Here is an 18,497-nt window from a genome sequence, read left to right as displayed (position 1 = left end):
AGTGAAGCCGTCCACCCCTTTGACGGAGCGCTATTGATGACCTTGCAGATTGGCTTTGTGTTGTTCCCCGGCATCCAGCAGCTGGATCTCACCGGTCCCTATGACGTGCTGGGCTCGCTGCCGGATGTGAAGTTGCACCTGGTGTGGAAAGACCTGGAACCGGTCACCTCCAGCACCGGCCTGGTGTTCACCCCGACCATGACCTATGCCGATTGCCCGCGCCTGGATGTGATCTGTGTGCCCGGTGGGTCCGGCGTCGGCGCGCTGATGGAGGACCCGCTCACCCTGGACTTTCTCAAGACCCAGGCACAGACCGCGCGTTACGTGACGTCGGTGTGCACCGGCTCGCTGGTATTGGGCGCCGCAGGTTTGCTGCGCGGGCGCAAGGCGACGACGCACTGGGCCTACCACGACCTGCTCGCCCCGCTCGGCGCGATCCCGGTGCAGGAGCGCGTCGTACGTGACGGCAACCTGCTGACCGGCGGCGGCATTACCGCAGGCATCGATTTCGCCCTGAGCCTGGCGGCGGAACTGTACAGCGAAGCCGCGGCGCAACTGGTGCAATTGCAGATTGAATATGCCCCGGCGCCGCCGTTCAATTCAGGCCGCCCCGACACCGCGCCCCAGCATGTGCTGGAAGAAGCCAATAAGCGCACCGCCGACTCGCGCCGGGTACGCGGTGAGATCGTTGCACGCGCGGCTGCGCGGTTGGGTTGATAACACCAAACAACTGTGGGAGCGGGCTTGCTCGCGAATGCGGTGTGTCAGTGAATACATCTTTCACTGAACCACCGCATTCGCGAGCAAGCCCGCTCCCACAGTTGGCCTGCGTTTCACCATAGGCAGATGTAAGACCCATGATCATCGCGGACAAGCCACCCTTTATCAGTCGTGTGCTCAAGTCAGGTCGGGCGCGACGCATGGCTTGAAGGAACACGCGACCCAACGGCACGCGGTTGACACTCACCGCATCCATCCCAGTCATGTTCAATCCATCCACCGGGAAAGCTGCAGATTAATCGGCCTGTGCGGTGCGGACAAAAAATTGTGCTGGATACACTACAACCTGTCCGCTGAAAAACTATTACAACACGGTCGGCACCGCTTCTTGGGGCAACTTCTATGGCGAACCGCGTAATTTTACAGTGAGTTTGAAAGGCAACTTCTGATCAAGCGAAACCCCCGGCGGCAGGGCACTTAGTGCGACACTGCCGTCCCTTCCCACGCCGTTTCCGGCGCGCTTTTAAAAAAGGTTCTTCTTTAAGCAGGAAAAATCTCACATTTGTTCCTACACTCAAAAACACACCCTCACCCCCGAGCGCCCGGACAAGGAATGTCAATAAAATGCCGAAAAAAAGCCCAGCAAACCTATCTACCATGCCGCTTGCGCTCAATCGTCAACTTGTTGACTGAATGCAGGCATCAGGCACTCCTTTAGTCACGCCCTCCGCAAAATCCCTTCAAATGGATAGCTGTAGCTGGATTGTGCATTGGGATTGGAAAGTTGCGTATTACCCAGAAGTAGTCGTTCGACCCAGGTTCTAAAGCAGCCCGCTGTTTTATGAACAAACACTCGAACAGAGAAGTCTGGAGTGCAATGAGGGATGTTTTATGCGAGAGAAGTCGCCCGTCGACAGCTTGTTTCTAACACGCGCCGGTTTTGTTGAGTTCTTTGTTGTTTTCGTCAAGTTGATCCATGGCCTCTCGGCCATTTTACCCCCGCTGGTCCTGGTGCTTTTCCTGGACCCGATAGCCCCTGAGCTGCGCACCCACTTTCTGGGTCTGCTGGTGTTTTTTGCGGCGCTGACCATCATTCTATTCCAGGCCCTGGGCATCTATTCCGAGGAGTTGTTCAGCAACCGGCTGCGCCTGAAAACCAAGATCAAGGCCTGGTCGGCGGCGTTTTGCATCCTGCTGTTCATGTACCAGATCCTGCAGATGTTCCCGCAGTTGACGCCGCGCAACCTGGTGGCGTGGTACGTCGCCAGCCTGGCGTTGTTCTGCCTGGAACGCTTGTTGATGCTGCGCCTGTACCGCAAGCTGATGCGTGAAGGCAAATACCTGCAACGCACGGTCATCCTGGGTTTTACCGACACCGCCGTGCACGTGGCCGATCACCTGCTGCGCAACGGTGACATCCGTTCTGGCCTGGTCGGGTTTATCGACGATCGCACCGAGCGCATTCCCAAGGAACTGAGCAACCTGCCCCTGCTGGGCAACACCCGCGACCTGGAAAAACTGATCCGTGCCCAGCAGGTGAACCAGGTGATGATTTGCCTGCCTTGGGCTGCCGAACAGCGCATCCACGGGCTGGTCAACCGCCTGCGGCAGTTGTCGGTGAACGTCATGCTGGTGCCGGACATGGCCGCGCTGCGCTACGGCCACAGCAAAATCACCGATGTCGGCGGCATTTTGATGTTCAACACCTCCCAGTTGCCGCTGCGCGGCTGGTCGCCGGTGATCAAACGCTGCGAGGATCTGCTGCTGGCGAGCCTGGCGCTGGTGGCGCTGTCACCGATCATGCTGGCGACGGCGATCGCGATCAAGCTCGACTCCAAGGGCCCGGTGCTGTTCCGGCAGAACCGCTACGGCTATAACGACAACGAAATCCGCGTGTTCAAGTTCCGCTCGATGTACACCGACCAGAGCGACTTCACCGCCGAGCGCCAAACCACCCGCGAGGACCCGCGCATTACCCGCGTCGGCCGCATCATCCGCAAGACCAGCATTGATGAGCTGCCGCAGCTGTTCAATGTGCTGCTGGGCAACATGTCCATGGTCGGCCCCCGACCGCACGCCACCGCGACCAAGGCGGCGGGTGTCCCCTTTGAAGTGGCGGTGAGCGAATACAGTTCGCGGCACCGGGTCAAGCCGGGCATCACCGGTTGGGCGCAGATCAACGGTTACCGGGGCGAGACCGACACCCTGTTCAAAATCCAGAAACGTGTCGAGTACGACCTGGAATACATCTCCAAGTGGTCGGTGTGGTTTGACTTGTACATCGTCTTCATGACGGTTCCGGCCGTCCTTTCCACCAAGGAAGTCTATTGATGAATACACTCAACGGATTGATTCCCTGCATCATTTCCGGTGGTTCGGGCACGCGGTTGTGGCCGGTGTCCCGGCAGAACATGCCCAAGCCGTTCATGCGCATGCGCGATGGCGTGAGCCTGCTGCAAAAAACCTTCCAGCGCGCCGCCAAGCTGCCTGGGGTGGAGAGTGTGTTGACGGTGACCAACCGCGACCTGCTGTTTCGCACCCTGGATGACTATCGCCTGGTCAACAAAGCCCACCTGCCCCTCGACTTGCTGCTGGAGCCGTTTGGCCGCAACACCGCGGCGGCGATTGCCGTGGCGGCGCTGCATGTGCAGGAGTATTTCGGCGGCGATGCGCAGTTGCTGGTGATGCCTGCCGACCATTTGGTCCTCAATGAAGTGGCATTTGCGGAGGCCGTCGCCCAGGCCCGCGACCTGGCCGAAGCCGGCTACCTGGTGACCTTCGGCATCCAGCCGGACCACCCGGAAACCGGCTTTGGCTATATCGAACAAGGTGAGCCGCTGGGCACGGGCAACCGGGTCAAACGCTTCGTCGAAAAACCCGACCTGGCCACCGCCCAAGGCTACCTTGATGGCGGCAAGCACCTGTGGAATGCCGGCATGTTCTGCTTCAAGGCCAGCACCCTGGTGGATGAACTGGCCGCCCATGCGCCCGATGTGCTGGACGCCGCCCGTGCCGCGCTGGACCACAGCCAGAGCCTGCAGAACAAAACCTCGCGCCAGCGCGAACTGGATTCGGACGCCTTCGGCAGCGCGCCGGATATTTCCATCGATGTGGCCCTGATGGAAAAATCCGGGCAGGTCGCCGTGGTGCCCTGCGACATCGGCTGGAGCGACATCGGCTCGTGGGAGGCCCTGCGCCAGCTCACCCCCAGCGACGCCCATGGCAACCAGGTCAATGGCGAAGCGATCTTGCATGACGTGCACAACTGCTACATCGACTCGCCCAAGCGCGTCCTGGGCGCCGTGGGCGTGCGTGACCTGATCATCGTCGACACCCCCGACGCGCTGCTCATCGCCGACGCCCATCGCAGCCAGGATGTGCGCTACATCGTTGCCGAGCTCAAGCGCCAGAACCATCCGGCGTACAGCCTGCACCGCACCGTCACCCGGCCATGGGGTACCTATACCGTGCTGGAGGAAAGCAGCCGCTTCAAGATCAAGCGCATCGTGGTCAAGCCCCAGGCGTCGCTGTCGCTGCAGATGCACCATCACCGCAGCGAACACTGGGTGGTGGTCAGCGGCGCAGCGCAGATCACCAACGGCGAGCGCGAATTTTTGATCAACGCCAACGAGTCCACCTACATCCCCGCCGGGCACAAACACCGCCTGACCAACCCCGGCATCATCGACCTGGTGATGATCGAGGTGCAGAGCGGCGAGTACCTGGGCGAGGACGACATCGTGCGCTTCGACGACATTTATGGCCGCGCGCCGGCTGAAGTGAAGAAATAATATGCGCACGTCCCTGATCATCCCGACCCGTAACGCATCCAGCCACCTGGCGCGCCTGCTGCCGGCACTGGAGATGCAAACCCTGCAACCTGACGAGATGCTGGTGGTGGACAGCGCCTCCAGCGATGACACCGTGGCACGCTTTCGTGAGTTCGGCGCACGGGTCGAGGTGATCGACGCGCGCGATTTCAACCATGGCGGCACCCGGCGCTGGGCCAGCGAACAAGTGGGCGGCGACGCGCTGATCGTGATGACCCAGGACGCGATTCCCGCCACCCCGGAAACCTTCGCCAACCTGCTCGCCGAGTTGCAGCAGGACCCGCTCAACGGCGTGGCCTACGGTCGCCAACTGCCGCACCCGGATGCCGGTGTGCTGGGCGCGCAATCACGGCACTTCAACTACCCGGAGCACAGCCGCAGCAAGCGCCTGGCCGACGCAGCGGAACTGGGGATCAAGACCTGCTTCAGTTCCGACTCGTTTTCGGTGTACCGGCGCAGTGCGCTGCAGGCAGTAGGCGGCTTCCCGGCGGATGTGATCGGCAGCGAAGACGCCTTTGTCGCGGCGCGCATGCTGCTTGAAGGCTACAACGTGCGCTACGCCGCCACGGCGTTGGTGCATCACTCCCACGATTACAAGCTCTTGGATGAGTTTCACCGCTATTTCGACATTGGCGTGTTCTACGGCCGCGAGCCGTGGATCAAGCAGGCCTTTGGCGACGCGGGTGGCGAAGGCAAGCGCTACGTGCTGGCTGAACTCGCCGCCCTGCGCAAGGCCGGCGCCTTGCACCGCGTTCCCGAAGTGCTGGTGCGCAGTGCATTCAAATGGCTCGGCTATCGGCTGGGTCATCTGGAGCGCCGCCTGCCGTTGGGCCTGAAGCGGCGTATCAGCATGTTTCCCGGTTATTGGAAGTGAGCATCATGACCCACAGGAAGCCCCCCTTGATGAAACGAACCCTGCTCGTCGTGGCCATGATGGCCCTGGCCGCCTGCAATACGCCGGCGCGCATCGTCCCGCCGGACGGCAAAACCGTCGAGGAAGGCAAACGCGCCCTCGACCAGTTGGCCCAACTGCCGCCGGCGGTGGAGCGCATCCGCGTGGGCGACCAGCTGCGCATCGTGCGCGATGCCGGCGAAATGCCGACGCTGTCGGCGTTCAACGTCAGCACCATCTACGAGCTGACGCTGTACACGGTGCAGACCGACGGGATGATCAACTACCCGTTCCTGGGACCGATCCAGGTGGCCGGTCGCCAACCTTCGGAACTGGCGGCGGAGCTGAGCAACAAGCTCGCGCCGGTCTACCGCGAGCCGCGTGTGACGGTGAACATCAACCAGGCACCGGCCAACTCGGTGATCGTCGGCGGCGCGGTGAACAACCCGACGGCGGTGCAGATCGCCACGGCCAACACTCTGGAGCAGGCGATTATCGGCGCCGGCGGAGTCAGCCCGGCCGGTAATGCAAGCATGGTCGCGCTGTTGCGCGAGGACGCCCAAGGCGCCTATCGCGCTTATTTCCTGGACTTCAGCCAGTTGCTCAAGACCGGTGCCAACGGGCGAAAACCCGTGCGCCTGCAGCGCGGTGACGTGGTGTTCGTGCCCAAATCCAACGTGGGTGAACGTATCCAGGGCGTGGATACCTACCTGAACCAACTGATCCCCTTCACCAAGTCCATCGGGGTTGGCTACAACTACACCCGCACCAGCGGCGGCACTAATTAAAGGAGCGACATCCCATGATCGAGATCCGTTCTTTTCGTGATCTGCTGCGTCTGTTCTTCATCTTTCGCCAGGAGTTCAAGCTGGCGGCGATTGCCGCGCTGGTGATCATCCTGCTGGGGGCGTTCCTGCTGCCGGCCAAGTACGAGTCCACCGCGCGCCTGCTGGTCAAGCCGGGGCGCGATTCGACCTTGCCGATCGAAATCAGCAACCGCCAGGCGCTGGTGATGCCCAGTACCCAGCGTGACCCGATTGTCGACGAAGAGCGCCTGCTCACCGGTCGCCCGATCGTGCGCGCGGTGGCTGAGCACTACCTGGAAGTCATCGAGAACGCGCCGCCGCCGGAGGGCTTCTGGAAGCGCACCAAATATTACGTGAAGAGCGGCGTGGGCGCGGTGTTCGACGGTATTCGCGTGGTACTGGAAACCGTCGGCGTAGTTGAAAAAACCACCCCGGTGGAACGCCTGGCCGCCGCCCTGGAAAAGAACTTTGAAGTGAGCCACGCCGCTGGTTCCACGGTGATGGACATCAGCTTCACGTGGGGCGACCCGCAAATGGCCCAGGCCGTGGTCAAGGATTGGGTCGAGACCTACATCGACGAACGCACCCAGGCCCTTGGACGCAAGAGCCTGTACGCCTTCTACGAGGGCCAGGTGGCCAACAGCGCCACCGAGATCAAGAGCTACAAGGAGCAAATTCTCACGCACCTGAACGAGATCGGCGCGGCGAGCATCACCGACCGCCTGGAAGACTTGTCCGAGCGCATCAACGTGCTGCGCGGCGAGACCTTCAACACCACGCGCCTGATCGCCTCGTCCGACAGCGCCATCCAGAGCACACGCAGTCAACTCAAGGGCCAGCCTAAGGAAGTCACCACGGTGCGCCAGATCGCACTGAACCCGCAGCAGCAGGATTTGCGCCGGCTGCTGAACCAGAAGCTGCTGGAAAAGGCCGACATGATGCGCACCTACACCGACAATGCGCCGCCGGTCAAAGCCCTGGATGCATCGATTCGTGCGATGCAGGTCCAGGTCGCCAATGAGAGCAACACGGTGCAGGCCTCGGAGAACCGTGCGCCGAACACCCTGGAAATCCACTTGCAGCGTGTGCTGCTGGATGAAACCAGTAACAACCTGGCGCTGCGCACCCAGCTGGTCCAACAGCAAAAACAATTGGTGAACCTGGAAGCGCAGCGCAAGGAAGCCCTGGAAATCGAGCCGGAGCTGACGCGCCTTTCTCGCGAGCTGAGCACCACCGAGCGCAACTATGCGCTGTACGTCGACAACCTGGAAAAATCGCGCATCGACCGAGAACTGGACAACAGCCAGATCAGCAACATCGCCGTGATCGAAGAAGCCACCTTGAACCCGGGCCGCATCTTCCCCAAAACCCTGGTGATGCTGATATTGGCGGTGCCGTTTGCCATCGTCGTCGGCCTGCTGGTGATCTACCTGTGCTACCTGCTCGACCAGCGTATCCACGACGGTGGCCTGGTGGAGCGCAAGTTCGGCCTGCCACTGTGGACCACCCTGCCGGAGCTGGACACCAGCACCGCGCAAAGCGCTAACGCGTTCAATGCGAGTATCTACCGGCTGTACAGCCTGCTGCAGCCCGCCCGCATCGCCGAGCAGGGCCTGACGCTGGGCCTGACCTCGGCGCGCCACGGTGAAGGCGTGACCTTTGTAGTGGAGCAGTTGCGCCAGTTGCTGCATGAGAACGGTGTAAATGTGCGGGTCGGCGGGCTGGAAGCCGCTGCGCCTGGCGAAGTGGTGCTGCTGGATGCCTCGGCCCTGCTGGCCAACCGCGACGCGTTTGTCACCCTGCGTCGCGCCGACCTGATCGGCCTGGTGGTGGAAGCGCGCAAAAGTACCGTGCCGGTGGTGGAGCATGCGCTGTCGATCCTCAACACCGCGTTCGGCAAGGTGGACGGCATCATCATCAACCGTCGCAAGTTTGAGGTACCAGGCAAGGTACTGCAGACCATTGGCAAATACCGGGGGGCAATCTGATGCGCATCGCCCTGCTCGCCCCCCTGCCGCCGGAAAAAAACGGGATCGCCGACTACGCGAATCACTTCCGCACGGCGCTGGAACAAGTGGGTGTGAAGGTGCTGACGCCGTTGGCCGGCGTGGCGGGCAATAGCGAGGCGATCAAACAGGCTATCAGTGGGTTTGACTGGCAAGCCGTGGACCTGGTGCACGCCGAGTTGGGTGGCGGGCGGCTGGGGGAATTCCTGGCCCTGCGTGAGCTGCGCAAGGCTTACCCCCGACTGCCGTTGACCGCCACCGTGCATGACCCCGAGCGCATCGTGTGGCGGCGCGAACATCTGCCGTTTCCGCTGAACCTGCTCGAACGCCTGCCTGGCCCGCTGCCCCAGGCGGCCGTGGTGCTGGCCGACCCGCTGACCTTGCGCGAAGAACGCCAGGTCGCCAAGGGGCTGACCCGGCTGGTGACCCTCACCCGTCTCGGCGCTGACTGCCTGCGCCAACGCATGCACTTGCCCGCCAGCAAAGTGGCGGTTATCAACCATGCGAACCTGGACATTGCATCGGTACCGCTGCCGTCGCTCGACACGCTGCACCTGCTGTACTTCGGTTTCATTTACCGCGGCAAAGGCATCGAAGACCTGGTGCAGGCGCTGGCAAATGTGTTCGAGCAGGCCCCTGAATTGCGCGACCGCGTGCGCCTGACCCTGGCCGGTGGCACCGCCGCGGAAATGGCGTTTGGCGCGGGCGGTAACTACCTGGAGCAGCTGAACGCGCAGATCGCCTCCCTGGGCCTGACCGGTTGCATCGACTGGCGGCTGAACCTGCCGGCCGATGAAATCGCCAGTACCCTCCAGGCCCACCATGTGATGGTGCTGCCGTATCGCGAATCGAAAAAACTCGGCCTGCTGGGGCGTCAACGCGGCACCAGCGGGGCGTTGTCCTGGGCCGCCGCCTGTGGGCGCGGCGCGATTACCTCGGATGCGCGCGCGTTTGCCGAGGAAGTCGCCAGCGGTAACGGCGCCATCTACCCAGAAGGCGATGTGGCGGCGCTCAGCGCGCAGCTGTTGCGCCTGGCACGCACCCCGGTGCTGGCGCGCAATTGGGCCGAGCGCGCCGGCGAGATCGGTCGCGAACGGCTATGGCCGCTGACCGCGCAGCAGTTCAAACAACTTTTTAAGCAAGCCATCGCGGGGGCGCCTTATGGCACGTAAACGAACCTACCTCGCCAGCGTTGCAGTGGTCGCCGCCCTGGGCCTGAGCGCGTTTTTCTGGGGCCGCTCGGCCGACGCCGAAAACCATGTGCTCAAGGGCAGCAAGGTGGTGGTGTGGAAGGATTTTCTGGGGGTGAATGCGCAGTTCCTGTGGTTCAGCCCCGCGCGTTATCAGATGCAGATCGACCGCCTCAAGGCCTTGGGCCTGGAGTGGGTACGCCTGGACCTGCACTGGGATCAGCTGGAGCCGACCGAGCACCACTACCAGCTCGCGACCCTGGACCAGTTGGTCGGCAAGTTGCAGGACAACCAGCTCAAGTCGGTGTTCTATCTGGTGGGCTCGGCGCCCTTCGCCACCACCGCGCCGCCGCGTGCGCCTTATCAGGACCAGTACCCGCCCAAGGATCCGGCGGTGTTCGCCAACCGTATGGCACTGCTGTCCCAGCGCTACCCCAGCGTCGACGCGTGGCAAGTGTGGAACGAGCCGAACCTGCTGGGCTTCTGGCGCCCGGCCGCAGACCCGGCCGGCTTCGCCGCGCTGCTCAGCGCCACGGCCAGCGCACTGCGCGCGGTGAACCCGGATAAACCCGTGGTCGCCGCCGGCATGGCTTTCTTCAGCGAAATGCCCAACGGTCAGACCATGTTCGATGCCTTGGGCGCACTCGGCGTGGCCAGCCTGAACACAATTATTTCCTACCACCCCTACACCCAATTGCCCGAAGGCAACGACCCTGCCAACCTGGATTTCATCGCCAAGACCACCCAGCTCAACCAGGCCCTGCGCAACGGCGGAGTGCGAACCCTGTGGAGCACCGAGTGGGGCTGGTCGACCTACACCGGGCCAAAGGATGCCCAGGACATCATCACGCTACAAGGCCAGGCCGATTACATCGTGCGGCGCCTGGCGCTGATGAGCGCGATGGATTACGACAAGATTTTCCTGTTCACCCTGAGCGACCTCGACCAGCGCGCCAGCGTGCGCGACCAGTCATACGGCTTGCTCGACATCGACGCCAACCCCAAGCCCGCCTACACCGCGCTGAAAAATTTCCTCGAAGTCAGCGGGCCGCAGCTGACGCCCGGCGATCCGCCCGTGGCCGACCAGTTGCCCGACGGCCTGTTCAGCATCGGCTGGACCCGCGCCGACGGCCGCAAACTGTGGTTCTTCTGGTCGGCCGAAGGCGGCAGCGCGCACTTGCCGGGCCTGGCCAGCGCCACCTTGTACGACCCGCTGCGCGGCACGCAAACCCCGGTGAGCGGTACCGACGGCCTGACCGTACCGGTCAAATCGAACCTGCAAATTCTGTTATGGGACTGAGGCCTGCCATGCGCATTTTATGGATCCTGCCCTACTCACCCTGGCCCGCCACCAGCGGCGGCAAGACGCGCCAGTACCACCTGCTGCGCAGCCTGGCCGCGCGGGGGCATCGGATCACTTTATTGCTGCATGACAAGCACCCGGTGTCACCGGCAGACCGCCAGGTGCTGGAAGCGTTTCTCGAGCAGTTGATCGTCCTGCCGCGCCGCCCGCTGCGCAGCGTCACGACCCTGCTGGCCGGGCTGTTTGCGCCCTACCCATTGCTCGCCAGTGTGAATGGCCTGTCAGGCCAATTGCAGGAGACGTTCAATGGGTTGCTGGGCGAGCAGTGGGATGTGGTGCAGATCGAACACAGCTACAGTTTCCAGCCGTACGAAGCTGCCCTGGCACGTAAATCCCAGGCCTTTGTACTGACTGAGCACAACGTCGAATCAGCCCTTGGCGCCGCGACCTACGACCGTTTGCCGAACTGGGCGCTGCCGTTCATTCGCTACGATCAATGGCGCTACGCCCGCTGGGAACGGCGGGTAATGCGCCAGGCCAACCACGTGGTGGCGGTGACCCAGAGCGATGCGCAGGTGCTGGCAAAAATCGCCGGCAAACCTGTGTCGGTGGTGGTCAACGGCGTGGATTGCGATCACTTCGCTGCCGCCCGCCCCGACCCGTCGACGCGTCGCGTACTGTTCCTGGGCAACTATGAATACGCGCCGAATGTGGACGCCATCGAGTGGGCCCTGGATGAGATCCTGCCCAAGGTCTGGGAGCGCTGCCCGGATGCGCGCATGAGCGTCTGTGGTTTCGGCATGCCCGCCCGTTGGCGCGAGCGCTGGCAGGACCCGCGCATAGAATGGCAAGGTTTTGTCCCGGACCTGCTGAACCTGCAATCCAGCTGTGCAGTGTTCCTCGCGCCGTTGCGCCATGGCGGCGGTTCCAAGCTCAAGGTGCTGGAAGCGCTGGCAGCCGGCCTGCCATTGGCGAGCACCGAGCAAGGCGTATCGGGGTTGGACCTGGTGGAAGGCCTGGACTACCTTGGCGGGCAAACCGCCACGAGCCTGGCGGACGCCGTGGTGCGTTTGCTGCAATTTCCCGACGCCGCCGCGCCCATGGGTGAAGCGGGCCGCGCCTATGTGCGCCGCGCCCATGACTGGAGCGTTGCCGCCAGCCAGCTTGAGCAGGTGTACGCGACCCTTTCACCGTTGAATCAAAAGGAGCCCGCATGCGTGTAGGCCTGGATTACCGCACCGTCGGCACCTCGCCGCAGTCAGGCATCAGCCGCCAGGTGTACGCGCTGGAAAGCGCCTTATACAGCCTGCCGGGCATCGAGCTTGAGCGGTTCACCGTGGCGCCCCTGGGCGATGAAAGCCGTTTGCAGGCGCATTGCCCGGACTGGGGCTGCGCGAAAACCGCCATGCACCAGCCGCACAATCGTCTGCGCTTCGAGGCCGGTTTCCTGCCGCGCGCCCTGCGTGAACAGCGCATCGACCTGTACATCAGCACGTTCAACATGGGCCTGCCACTGCCCCCCAAGCCAAAAGGGCTGCGCAGTGTGGTGCTATTGCACGACCTGTTTCAGATCACCCTGGACAACTACCACGCCAACCGGTTGAAGGCGCTGATCTACAAGACCAGCGATCGCCTGTCGATTGCTTATGCGGTGCACAGCGCCGACCGCGTATGGACACCGTCGCAGTACAGCGCCGACGAAACCGCGCGGCTGTTTCCCAAGGCTGCAGGCAAGATCCGGGTGCTGCCCAACCAGGTCGATGGCTTTTCCGAACTGGCCGCAGACCTCAGTGCCCACGATTTGCCCGAGCGCTATTGGTTGCTGGTCGGTACCCGCGAGCTGCGCAAGAACGTGCCGTTCCTGGTGCAGGCCTGGCAGCAGGCGCGGCGCCAGTCGCCCGGCGTGCCGGAGCTGGTGTTGGTGGGCAGCCTGGAGCATTTGCCCGAAGCCCAGCGCACACTGCCGGGGATTCGCGCGCTGAGCGGTGTGTCGGATGCCCAATTGCATGCGCTGTACCGCCAGGCGTCACGCCTGTGGCAACCGTCGTACGCTGAAGGCTTCGGCTTGCCGGTAATCGAAGCCCTGAGCGTCGGCACCCCGGTGGCGGTGGCCAGCGGCACGTCGCTGGATGAAATCACCCCGCCGTCGGCGCCGCGCTTCTCGCCCACCGATGGCCCGGCGTTGACGCAGTTGATGATCGGTCTGGGCGAGCGCGCCGATGAAGATTCGCCCACGCAACGCCGGCAGTGGGCGGAACGCTTCAACCATCATGCCTATCGCAGGCGCCTGGCCGAACTGATCGAGGAACTCAAATGAACCTGACCAGCCTCGTCGCGATCCTCTTCGGCCTGCTGTTTGGCGCCCTCGCGCTGTTGCTGTCGCCGGCCAAGGCATTCCTCGCCGTGGTCGGCCTGGCTGGAGCGGTGACTGTCCTGCGGTTTCCGTTCTGGGGCCTGGTGCTGTTTGCCCTGGTCGCCACGTTCATGCCGTACTCCACGGTCAACCTGGGCATTCGCAGTACCGTCAGCGAAGCGATCCTGGCGCTGACCTGGGGCGCGGTGCTGTGGCACAGCTTCATCGCGCGCCTGCCCGATACGCCAAGCCTGGGCCTGCGCCCCACCGACCAGATGCTGTTGTGGCTGATGCTGTTCAGCGTGTTCCCGTTTATCGTTGGCCAGGTCAGTGTGCACGCCGACACCAGCGGTGTGGCCAACTGGTTGCGCTGGCTGCTGAGCCTGTCGTCGGTATTTCTTTGCGCTAAATTGCTGGTGGACCACAAACACCGCGAGGCGCTGGTGATCGCCTTGCTGCTGGGCAGCCTGGCAATGCTGGTGCTGTCGATCGCGGTGTTTGTGCGCACGCGCTCCGGGGCCGGCATTGCGCCGATTCTGGCGCTGTTCAACTACGGCAACTTCGACATGTTGAAATTCGGCCTGGAGGCCATGTCTTCGCGCATGGGTTCGCCGTGGATGCACCCGAATGCCATCGGCGGGATCATGGCGTTGCTGCTGCCCCTGGCCTTCTGCTTCGGCATGACCGAGCAGGGTTGGAAACGCGCATTGGGCCTGAGCGTGGCATGCCTGGGCGCAGCGGCCTTGCTGTTGGCCAGCAGCCGCGGTGCGATGGTCAGCCTGGCACTGGTGCTGATGTGGATGGCCACGCGCCGGGTGCCCTACACCGGCCGCCTGCTGATGATCGGCGCGGCGCTGACGGTGGCGCTGGTGATGGCTTACCCGCCGTTGCAGGAACGCCTGGCGACGATATTCTCGTCGGACAACGCCAGTACCGCAGTGCGTTTCGACGAGTACCGCATGTTTCCCCAGGCGGTGCTGGCGTATCCGTTCGGCATCGGCTTCAAGGTTGATCCGCCGGTGCCAGGCACGGATTTGCTGGGCATCTCTAACCTGTGGCTCAACTTCATCTACAAGACCGGCATCGTCGGCATGCTGTTCTTTGTGGCGGTGACCCTGCGCTGGTGGCGGGAAGCGCGCCCGCAAAGCGGCCCGATTCGCCTGACCAAGGACAATGCGCTGTGGCTGGGCACCACCGCCGGGATTCTCTCGGCCTTGGTCAGTGGCCTGTTCGACCACTACTTCAGCTTTGCGGTAGTGATGGTCGCGTTGTTCTGGCTGATGGTGGGGATCAACGTGCTGGAGGCACGCCGACTGTTTCCGGCGCGCCTGCCCCAGGTGAACCGCGTGGCGTATCACAAACCCCAGCTTGATGGCGCACAGCCCTGATGCTCGGCTCCGCCGTTTGGCTGACCCTGGCGACGCTGCTGGGATTGTGCCTGGGCTTCGCCCGTGAATGGCTGCTGGTGGCGGCCTGGGGCGCGGGAGAGCGCAGCGATGCGTTCCTGATCGCAGTGTTTTTGCCGGAGGCGCTGCGCATGTCACTGGCCGGCGGCGTGCTGAGCGCGGCGGCGCTGCCGTTGTATCTGGCGCGCGAGCGCGACGAGCGGCTGGGCTGGCTGGCGGTGTTGTTTGCGGCGCTGCTGCTGATTGCATTGGTCATCAGCCTGCTGCTGACGCTGCTGGCGCCGTGGCTGGTGCAACTGCTCGGGCCGGGCTTGGCGGACGGTGCCCGGGCGCTCGCCAGCCGTAACTTGCAGGTGGTCGCCTGGTGCGTGCCGGGGCTGATGCTGCATGCGTTGTTCAGCGTGCCGCTGCAGGCCAGCGAGCGGTTTGTGCTGGCGGGCTTGGGTTCGTTGTTGTTCAACCTGCCGCCGGTGACCTACCTCGCGCTGGCCGGCACCGCCAGCCAGCCGCATTCACTGGCCCTGGCGTGTCTGGCCGGCAGCCTGCTGATGCCGTTGGCGCTGCTGCCATCGATGTGGCACCTGGGTTGGCGGCCGTGGCGCTGGCAGTGGTCGTGGGCGCCGCTGCGGGAGCTGGGCCAACGCATCGGCCCGCTGTTGTTGAGCAATGGCGCGAGCCAAGGCCTGGCGCTGGTCGAGCGGCTGGTGGCGTCGTTGCTGGGAGAAGGTGCGGTGACCTGGGTGAACCTGGCGCGCAAGTTGATGAACCTGCCGCTGATTGCACTGATGAGCCTCAACCAGGTGCTACTGGGCATGATGAGCCGCCGCCAGGGTGATGAGCGCCTGGCCCTGCTCAAGCGCGGCCTGGAAACCGCCAGCATGCTGACCCTGCCCGCTGGCGTCGGCCTGGTCGCGGCGGCCCCGAGCCTGGTGGCGTTGCTGCTGCCCAAGCAATCGGCGGACTCGCCGTTGCCGCTGCTGCTGGCCTGGTTCGCGGTGCCGCTGGTGTTCGGCGCCTGGAACGCCTTGCTCGCGCGTTACGCCTACGCTGCCGGCGATACGCGCCAGCCGCTGCGCTGCGAGTTGCTCGGTAGCCTGGTCAATGTGCTGCTACTCGGCGCCCTGCCCTTTGTGTTCGGCCTGGCCGGTATCCCCATGGCTGCGTTGGCGGGGGTGATTTGCACCGCGTTGCTGCTGATGCAGCGCCAAGCCTTGCTCGACGCCCTGCCCTGGGCGCGGCATTGGTTGCTCGGCGCGGTGCTGATGGGCGCGGCGGTGTTGGCACTGTTTCGGGTTGAGGGCGTATGGCTGCAGCTGGGGCTGAGTACCCTGGCCGGCGCCACGGTGTTGCTGGGCATGGGCCTGTGGCTCAAGCCGTGGCGCAAAATATGAATGATCGATTGGGGACACGCAGGTGAAAAATCGCTGGATACAAATGGATATCGCCAAAGGCATCGGCATCCTGGTGATCGTGTATGCCCATAGCTGGTTTGTCGCGTCCTCACCGGACGTGCTCTACCCGCTGCTTGCGTCATTTGTACTGCCATTGTTTTTCTTTCTGTCCGGGGTCTTTTTCAAGCCTGAACAGCCTTTCGTGGAAATGGCGGTGCGCAAGGCCGACGGCCTGCTCAAGCCGTTTTTCTTCACCATGCTCACCTATGTGATCGTGCGCAGCATCCTGCGCGGCCAGCCGCTGCTGCCGGATATCGGCGGCGTGCTGTATGCCTCGGTGAACACCATTCCCTGGCAGGCGCTTTGGTTTTTGCCGCACTTCTGGGTGGCGATCCTGTTCGGTTGGGTCGTGCTGCGCTTGATCGCGCGCCTGCCGTTGGCGGTCAGTTGCCTGGCGATGCTGATGCCATTGCTGATCGGCATCTGGATGCTGCCCTGGTTCTGGCAACTGCCGGTCACGCTGGGCGGGCACACCTGGGTGTTGCCAGGCTTGCCGTTCAGCCTGGATATCACGCTGATCAGTGGCAGCTGCTTTGTCTATGGCTACCTGCTACGCCATTGGCTGCGCGCCCATGCGGGTTCAGTGCTGACCCTGCTGGTATCGGCCGTGCTCTTCACCGCGGTGTTTGTCTACCGAGGCGACACCATGGACCTCGCGCAGCGACGCTACGATCACTGGCTGTGGACCAGCCTATTGGCGGCGATTGGCGTGTATGCGTGCTGGGCGTTGTCGCGGGTGCTCATGGCCTCGGCGCTGATCACCCGAGTGATGACCTATATCGGCCAGTCGACGCTGATCCTGCTGATCTTTCATGGGGAGATTCAGCACAAGACCTTTGACCTGATGCAGCGTGTGGGGCTGCCTGCATTTGTCGCGGCGTGTGTCGGTTTTGTGGTGGCGGTGGTGGTGCCGTTGTTGATCGGGGAAGTGATCAAGCGGGTGGGGTTTTTGCGGTTTTTCTACTTTCCGTTTCCGGTGCGTAAGGCGACGGGAGCCAACGCTGCAACCTGATAGCACTGGAGGAGATTCAATGTGGGAGCGGCGGTGCGACGATTCGACTTGCTCGCGAAAGCGGTATGTCTGTCACACATATATTGGCCGACACTCCGCTTTCGCGAGCAAGCCCGCTCCCACAGTTGGTTCTGTATTTCAGTCGTCGAGTTGCTGGGCTGGCTTGGCGCCGTGCTTGGCTGGCTTGGCGCCTTTGGCGGGAGCGGGAGCGGGAGCGGCGGGTTCGGGTTCTGCGGCGGCGGCCGCTTCCTTTTCAGCCATCGGCATCTGGTCGATGGTGCTGAAAAACTCCTTCAGGTCGAGCGTATCCGGCGGTACGGTCTTCTCGAGTTTCTTCTCGCCGTCCTTGCCCACCAGAATCACTTTGGTACCGCTGCCGGCACCGAGTTTGAGGGCGCGGATCAGTGCGTTGGTTTCCGGCGGCGTGAGCTTTTTATTGTCCTTGGGGTCCTTGGCGAACTTCTCCCCTTCGGCTCCAATGCTGCCGAACTTCACGGTGTAGAGCACCATGGCTCGCTCTTCAAAGGACTGCTTGGTAGCAGGCTCGTCCAACTGTTTCTTGAGGGTCGCCAAGGTGTCGTTGCCGGAATCAAGCTCAACCACTACCAGCGGCCGGGCCTTGCCCAAGTCCTGCTTGAGCGGGTTGATATCATCAGCAGCCAACAGCGGCCCCGTAAAAGCCATCAAGGTAGCCAGGGTCAGCGACCGGATGAGCATGCGCACCTCCTTTGAATTCCATGCAGGGTTCTTGAGTTTCATGTCTGCGACCGTCAAATTCAAGGATGATTCCTACACCACTCTAAGAAAGCGTAGCTCAGGACGCCCGCTACGCAGCGGCTTCTGGGTGCGACTGCATTGTTTCCACTGATTACGCAGACATCATAAGACCTTCCACTGCGGCCAATGCCGCGCAAATACGGGCGCGACGATGGGGTCGGCATCCACCCGCGCCAAGCTCTGGGCAAAGCCTGGCGTCAGGCCGCTCAATGCCTCCCGCGCCTCGTCCCAACGGGACACCGCTGCCGCCATGATCCCCAGCGCATTCGGCACGTTGTACGGGGTAAACAACTGGTCGGCGAATTGATTGGCGAACATTACCCAGGCCTGATGCAGATAGCGCCGCGTACCCGTAGCCAGTTGCGCCTGCACCGCTTGATCGGCGTCACCCAACCAACGTTGCGGATAATCGATGATGCCGATCGCCGAATAGCAATTGGCGGCGATATAAACAAGGCCGCGCAGGATCTGCGCGCGGTTGCCGGCCAGCAGCTCGGAGGCCGGAAATGCCAGCCCCAGATGGATCAGGATCCCTGCGCTTTCGGTCAGCACCTCGCCATCGGGGGTGACCAGGGTGGGCACCTGTTTGAGCGGGTTGATGCGGGCCAGCTCGTCACTGCCCTCACCCTCCGCCCAAGACGCCGCGTCCACCCGCCGCCACGGCACCGCGCAACGCTGCAGGGCGATTTCGATCATGCACGAGCCGGATTCATCGATGCCATAAAGCGTGTACATAGGCGTTGCTCCTTCA

15 protein-coding genes are annotated in these 18,497 nt (G+C 63.0%); 13 read left to right on the top strand and 2 right to left on the bottom strand.

The annotated features are described in order from the left end of the window. Positions 1 to 36: 36 nt before the first annotated feature. From inhA to ACLH0H_RS22120, 13 genes are all read left to right on the top strand, one after another. Positions 37 to 717: an isonitrile hydratase gene (inhA, locus tag ACLH0H_RS22180; protein WP_411379632.1), complete on the top strand. Its 681-nt coding sequence runs from the start codon at positions 37 to 39 to the stop codon at positions 715 to 717. An 894-nt stretch (positions 718 to 1,611) separates the two neighbouring features. Further along, entirely contained in the window at positions 1,612 to 3,051 is a 1,440-nt protein-coding gene (locus ACLH0H_RS22175; RefSeq protein ID WP_411379631.1) for an undecaprenyl-phosphate glucose phosphotransferase, read from the top strand. Next, positions 3,051 to 4,511, top strand: a complete 1,461-nt coding sequence (locus ACLH0H_RS22170; protein WP_411379630.1) for a mannose-1-phosphate guanylyltransferase/mannose-6-phosphate isomerase — start codon at positions 3,051 to 3,053, stop codon at positions 4,509 to 4,511. The genes ACLH0H_RS22175 and ACLH0H_RS22170 overlap by 1 nt, the downstream gene beginning before the upstream one ends. 1 nt (position 4,512) lies before the next feature. Continuing rightward, entirely contained in the window at positions 4,513 to 5,424 is a 912-nt protein-coding gene (locus ACLH0H_RS22165) for a glycosyltransferase family 2 protein (protein WP_411379629.1), read from the top strand. Between the two features lie 29 nt (positions 5,425 to 5,453). Beyond that, positions 5,454 to 6,230, top strand: a complete 777-nt coding sequence (locus ACLH0H_RS22160; RefSeq protein WP_076954720.1) for a polysaccharide biosynthesis/export family protein — start codon at positions 5,454 to 5,456, stop codon at positions 6,228 to 6,230. Between the two features lie 14 nt (positions 6,231 to 6,244). After that, positions 6,245 to 8,236 (top strand): GumC family protein, encoded by a 1,992-nt coding sequence (locus ACLH0H_RS22155; protein ID WP_411379628.1) that lies wholly within the window; start codon positions 6,245 to 6,247, stop codon positions 8,234 to 8,236. Then, on the top strand, positions 8,236 to 9,426 hold the full coding sequence (locus ACLH0H_RS22150; RefSeq protein ID WP_411379627.1) for a glycosyltransferase: 1,191 nt from the start codon (positions 8,236 to 8,238) through the stop codon (positions 9,424 to 9,426). The genes ACLH0H_RS22155 and ACLH0H_RS22150 overlap by 1 nt, the downstream gene beginning before the upstream one ends. Continuing rightward, positions 9,416 to 10,744 (top strand): GH39 family glycosyl hydrolase, encoded by a 1,329-nt coding sequence (locus ACLH0H_RS22145; protein ID WP_411379626.1) that lies wholly within the window; start codon positions 9,416 to 9,418, stop codon positions 10,742 to 10,744. Before ACLH0H_RS22150 ends, ACLH0H_RS22145 begins: the two co-directional genes overlap by 11 nt. A gap of 8 nt (positions 10,745 to 10,752) precedes the next feature. After that, positions 10,753 to 11,970, top strand: a complete 1,218-nt coding sequence (locus ACLH0H_RS22140; RefSeq protein ID WP_411379625.1) for a glycosyltransferase family 4 protein — start codon at positions 10,753 to 10,755, stop codon at positions 11,968 to 11,970. Continuing rightward, positions 11,961 to 13,064 (top strand): glycosyltransferase family 4 protein, encoded by a 1,104-nt coding sequence (locus tag ACLH0H_RS22135; RefSeq protein WP_411379624.1) that lies wholly within the window; start codon positions 11,961 to 11,963, stop codon positions 13,062 to 13,064. Before ACLH0H_RS22140 ends, ACLH0H_RS22135 begins: the two co-directional genes overlap by 10 nt. Then, a complete protein-coding gene (locus ACLH0H_RS22130; protein ID WP_411379623.1) occupies positions 13,061 to 14,488 on the top strand; it encodes an O-antigen ligase family protein in 1,428 nt (475 codons plus the stop codon). The genes ACLH0H_RS22135 and ACLH0H_RS22130 overlap by 4 nt, the downstream gene beginning before the upstream one ends. Beyond that, on the top strand, positions 14,488 to 15,897 hold the full coding sequence (locus ACLH0H_RS22125; RefSeq protein ID WP_411379622.1) for a lipid II flippase MurJ: 1,410 nt from the start codon (positions 14,488 to 14,490) through the stop codon (positions 15,895 to 15,897). The genes ACLH0H_RS22130 and ACLH0H_RS22125 overlap by 1 nt, the downstream gene beginning before the upstream one ends. A 43-nt stretch (positions 15,898 to 15,940) precedes the next feature. Further along, a complete protein-coding gene (locus ACLH0H_RS22120) occupies positions 15,941 to 16,969 on the top strand; it encodes an acyltransferase family protein (protein ID WP_411379621.1) in 1,029 nt (342 codons plus the stop codon). A gap of 138 nt (positions 16,970 to 17,107) precedes the next feature. On the opposite strand, the gene ACLH0H_RS22115 is transcribed toward ACLH0H_RS22120, so the two are convergent. Together ACLH0H_RS22115 and ACLH0H_RS22110 are read right to left on the bottom strand one after the other, a co-directional pair. Then, positions 17,108 to 17,686 (bottom strand): DUF4174 domain-containing protein, encoded by a 579-nt coding sequence (locus ACLH0H_RS22115; RefSeq protein ID WP_411379620.1) that lies wholly within the window; start codon positions 17,684 to 17,686, stop codon positions 17,108 to 17,110. 162 nt (positions 17,687 to 17,848) lie between these two features. Continuing rightward, complete coding sequence (locus ACLH0H_RS22110; protein WP_411379619.1) at positions 17,849 to 18,481, bottom strand: glutathione S-transferase N-terminal domain-containing protein; 633 nt, start codon at positions 18,479 to 18,481, stop codon at positions 17,849 to 17,851. Between the last annotated feature and the right edge of the window lie 16 nt (positions 18,482 to 18,497).

Source organism: Pseudomonas sp. MPB26 (genome assembly GCF_046605355.1).
Lineage (GTDB): Bacteria > Pseudomonadota > Gammaproteobacteria > Pseudomonadales > Pseudomonadaceae > Aquipseudomonas > Aquipseudomonas cedrina.
The sequence above is the reverse complement of the archived record's forward strand: the minus strand, read 5'-3'. Positions and strand labels throughout refer to the sequence as shown.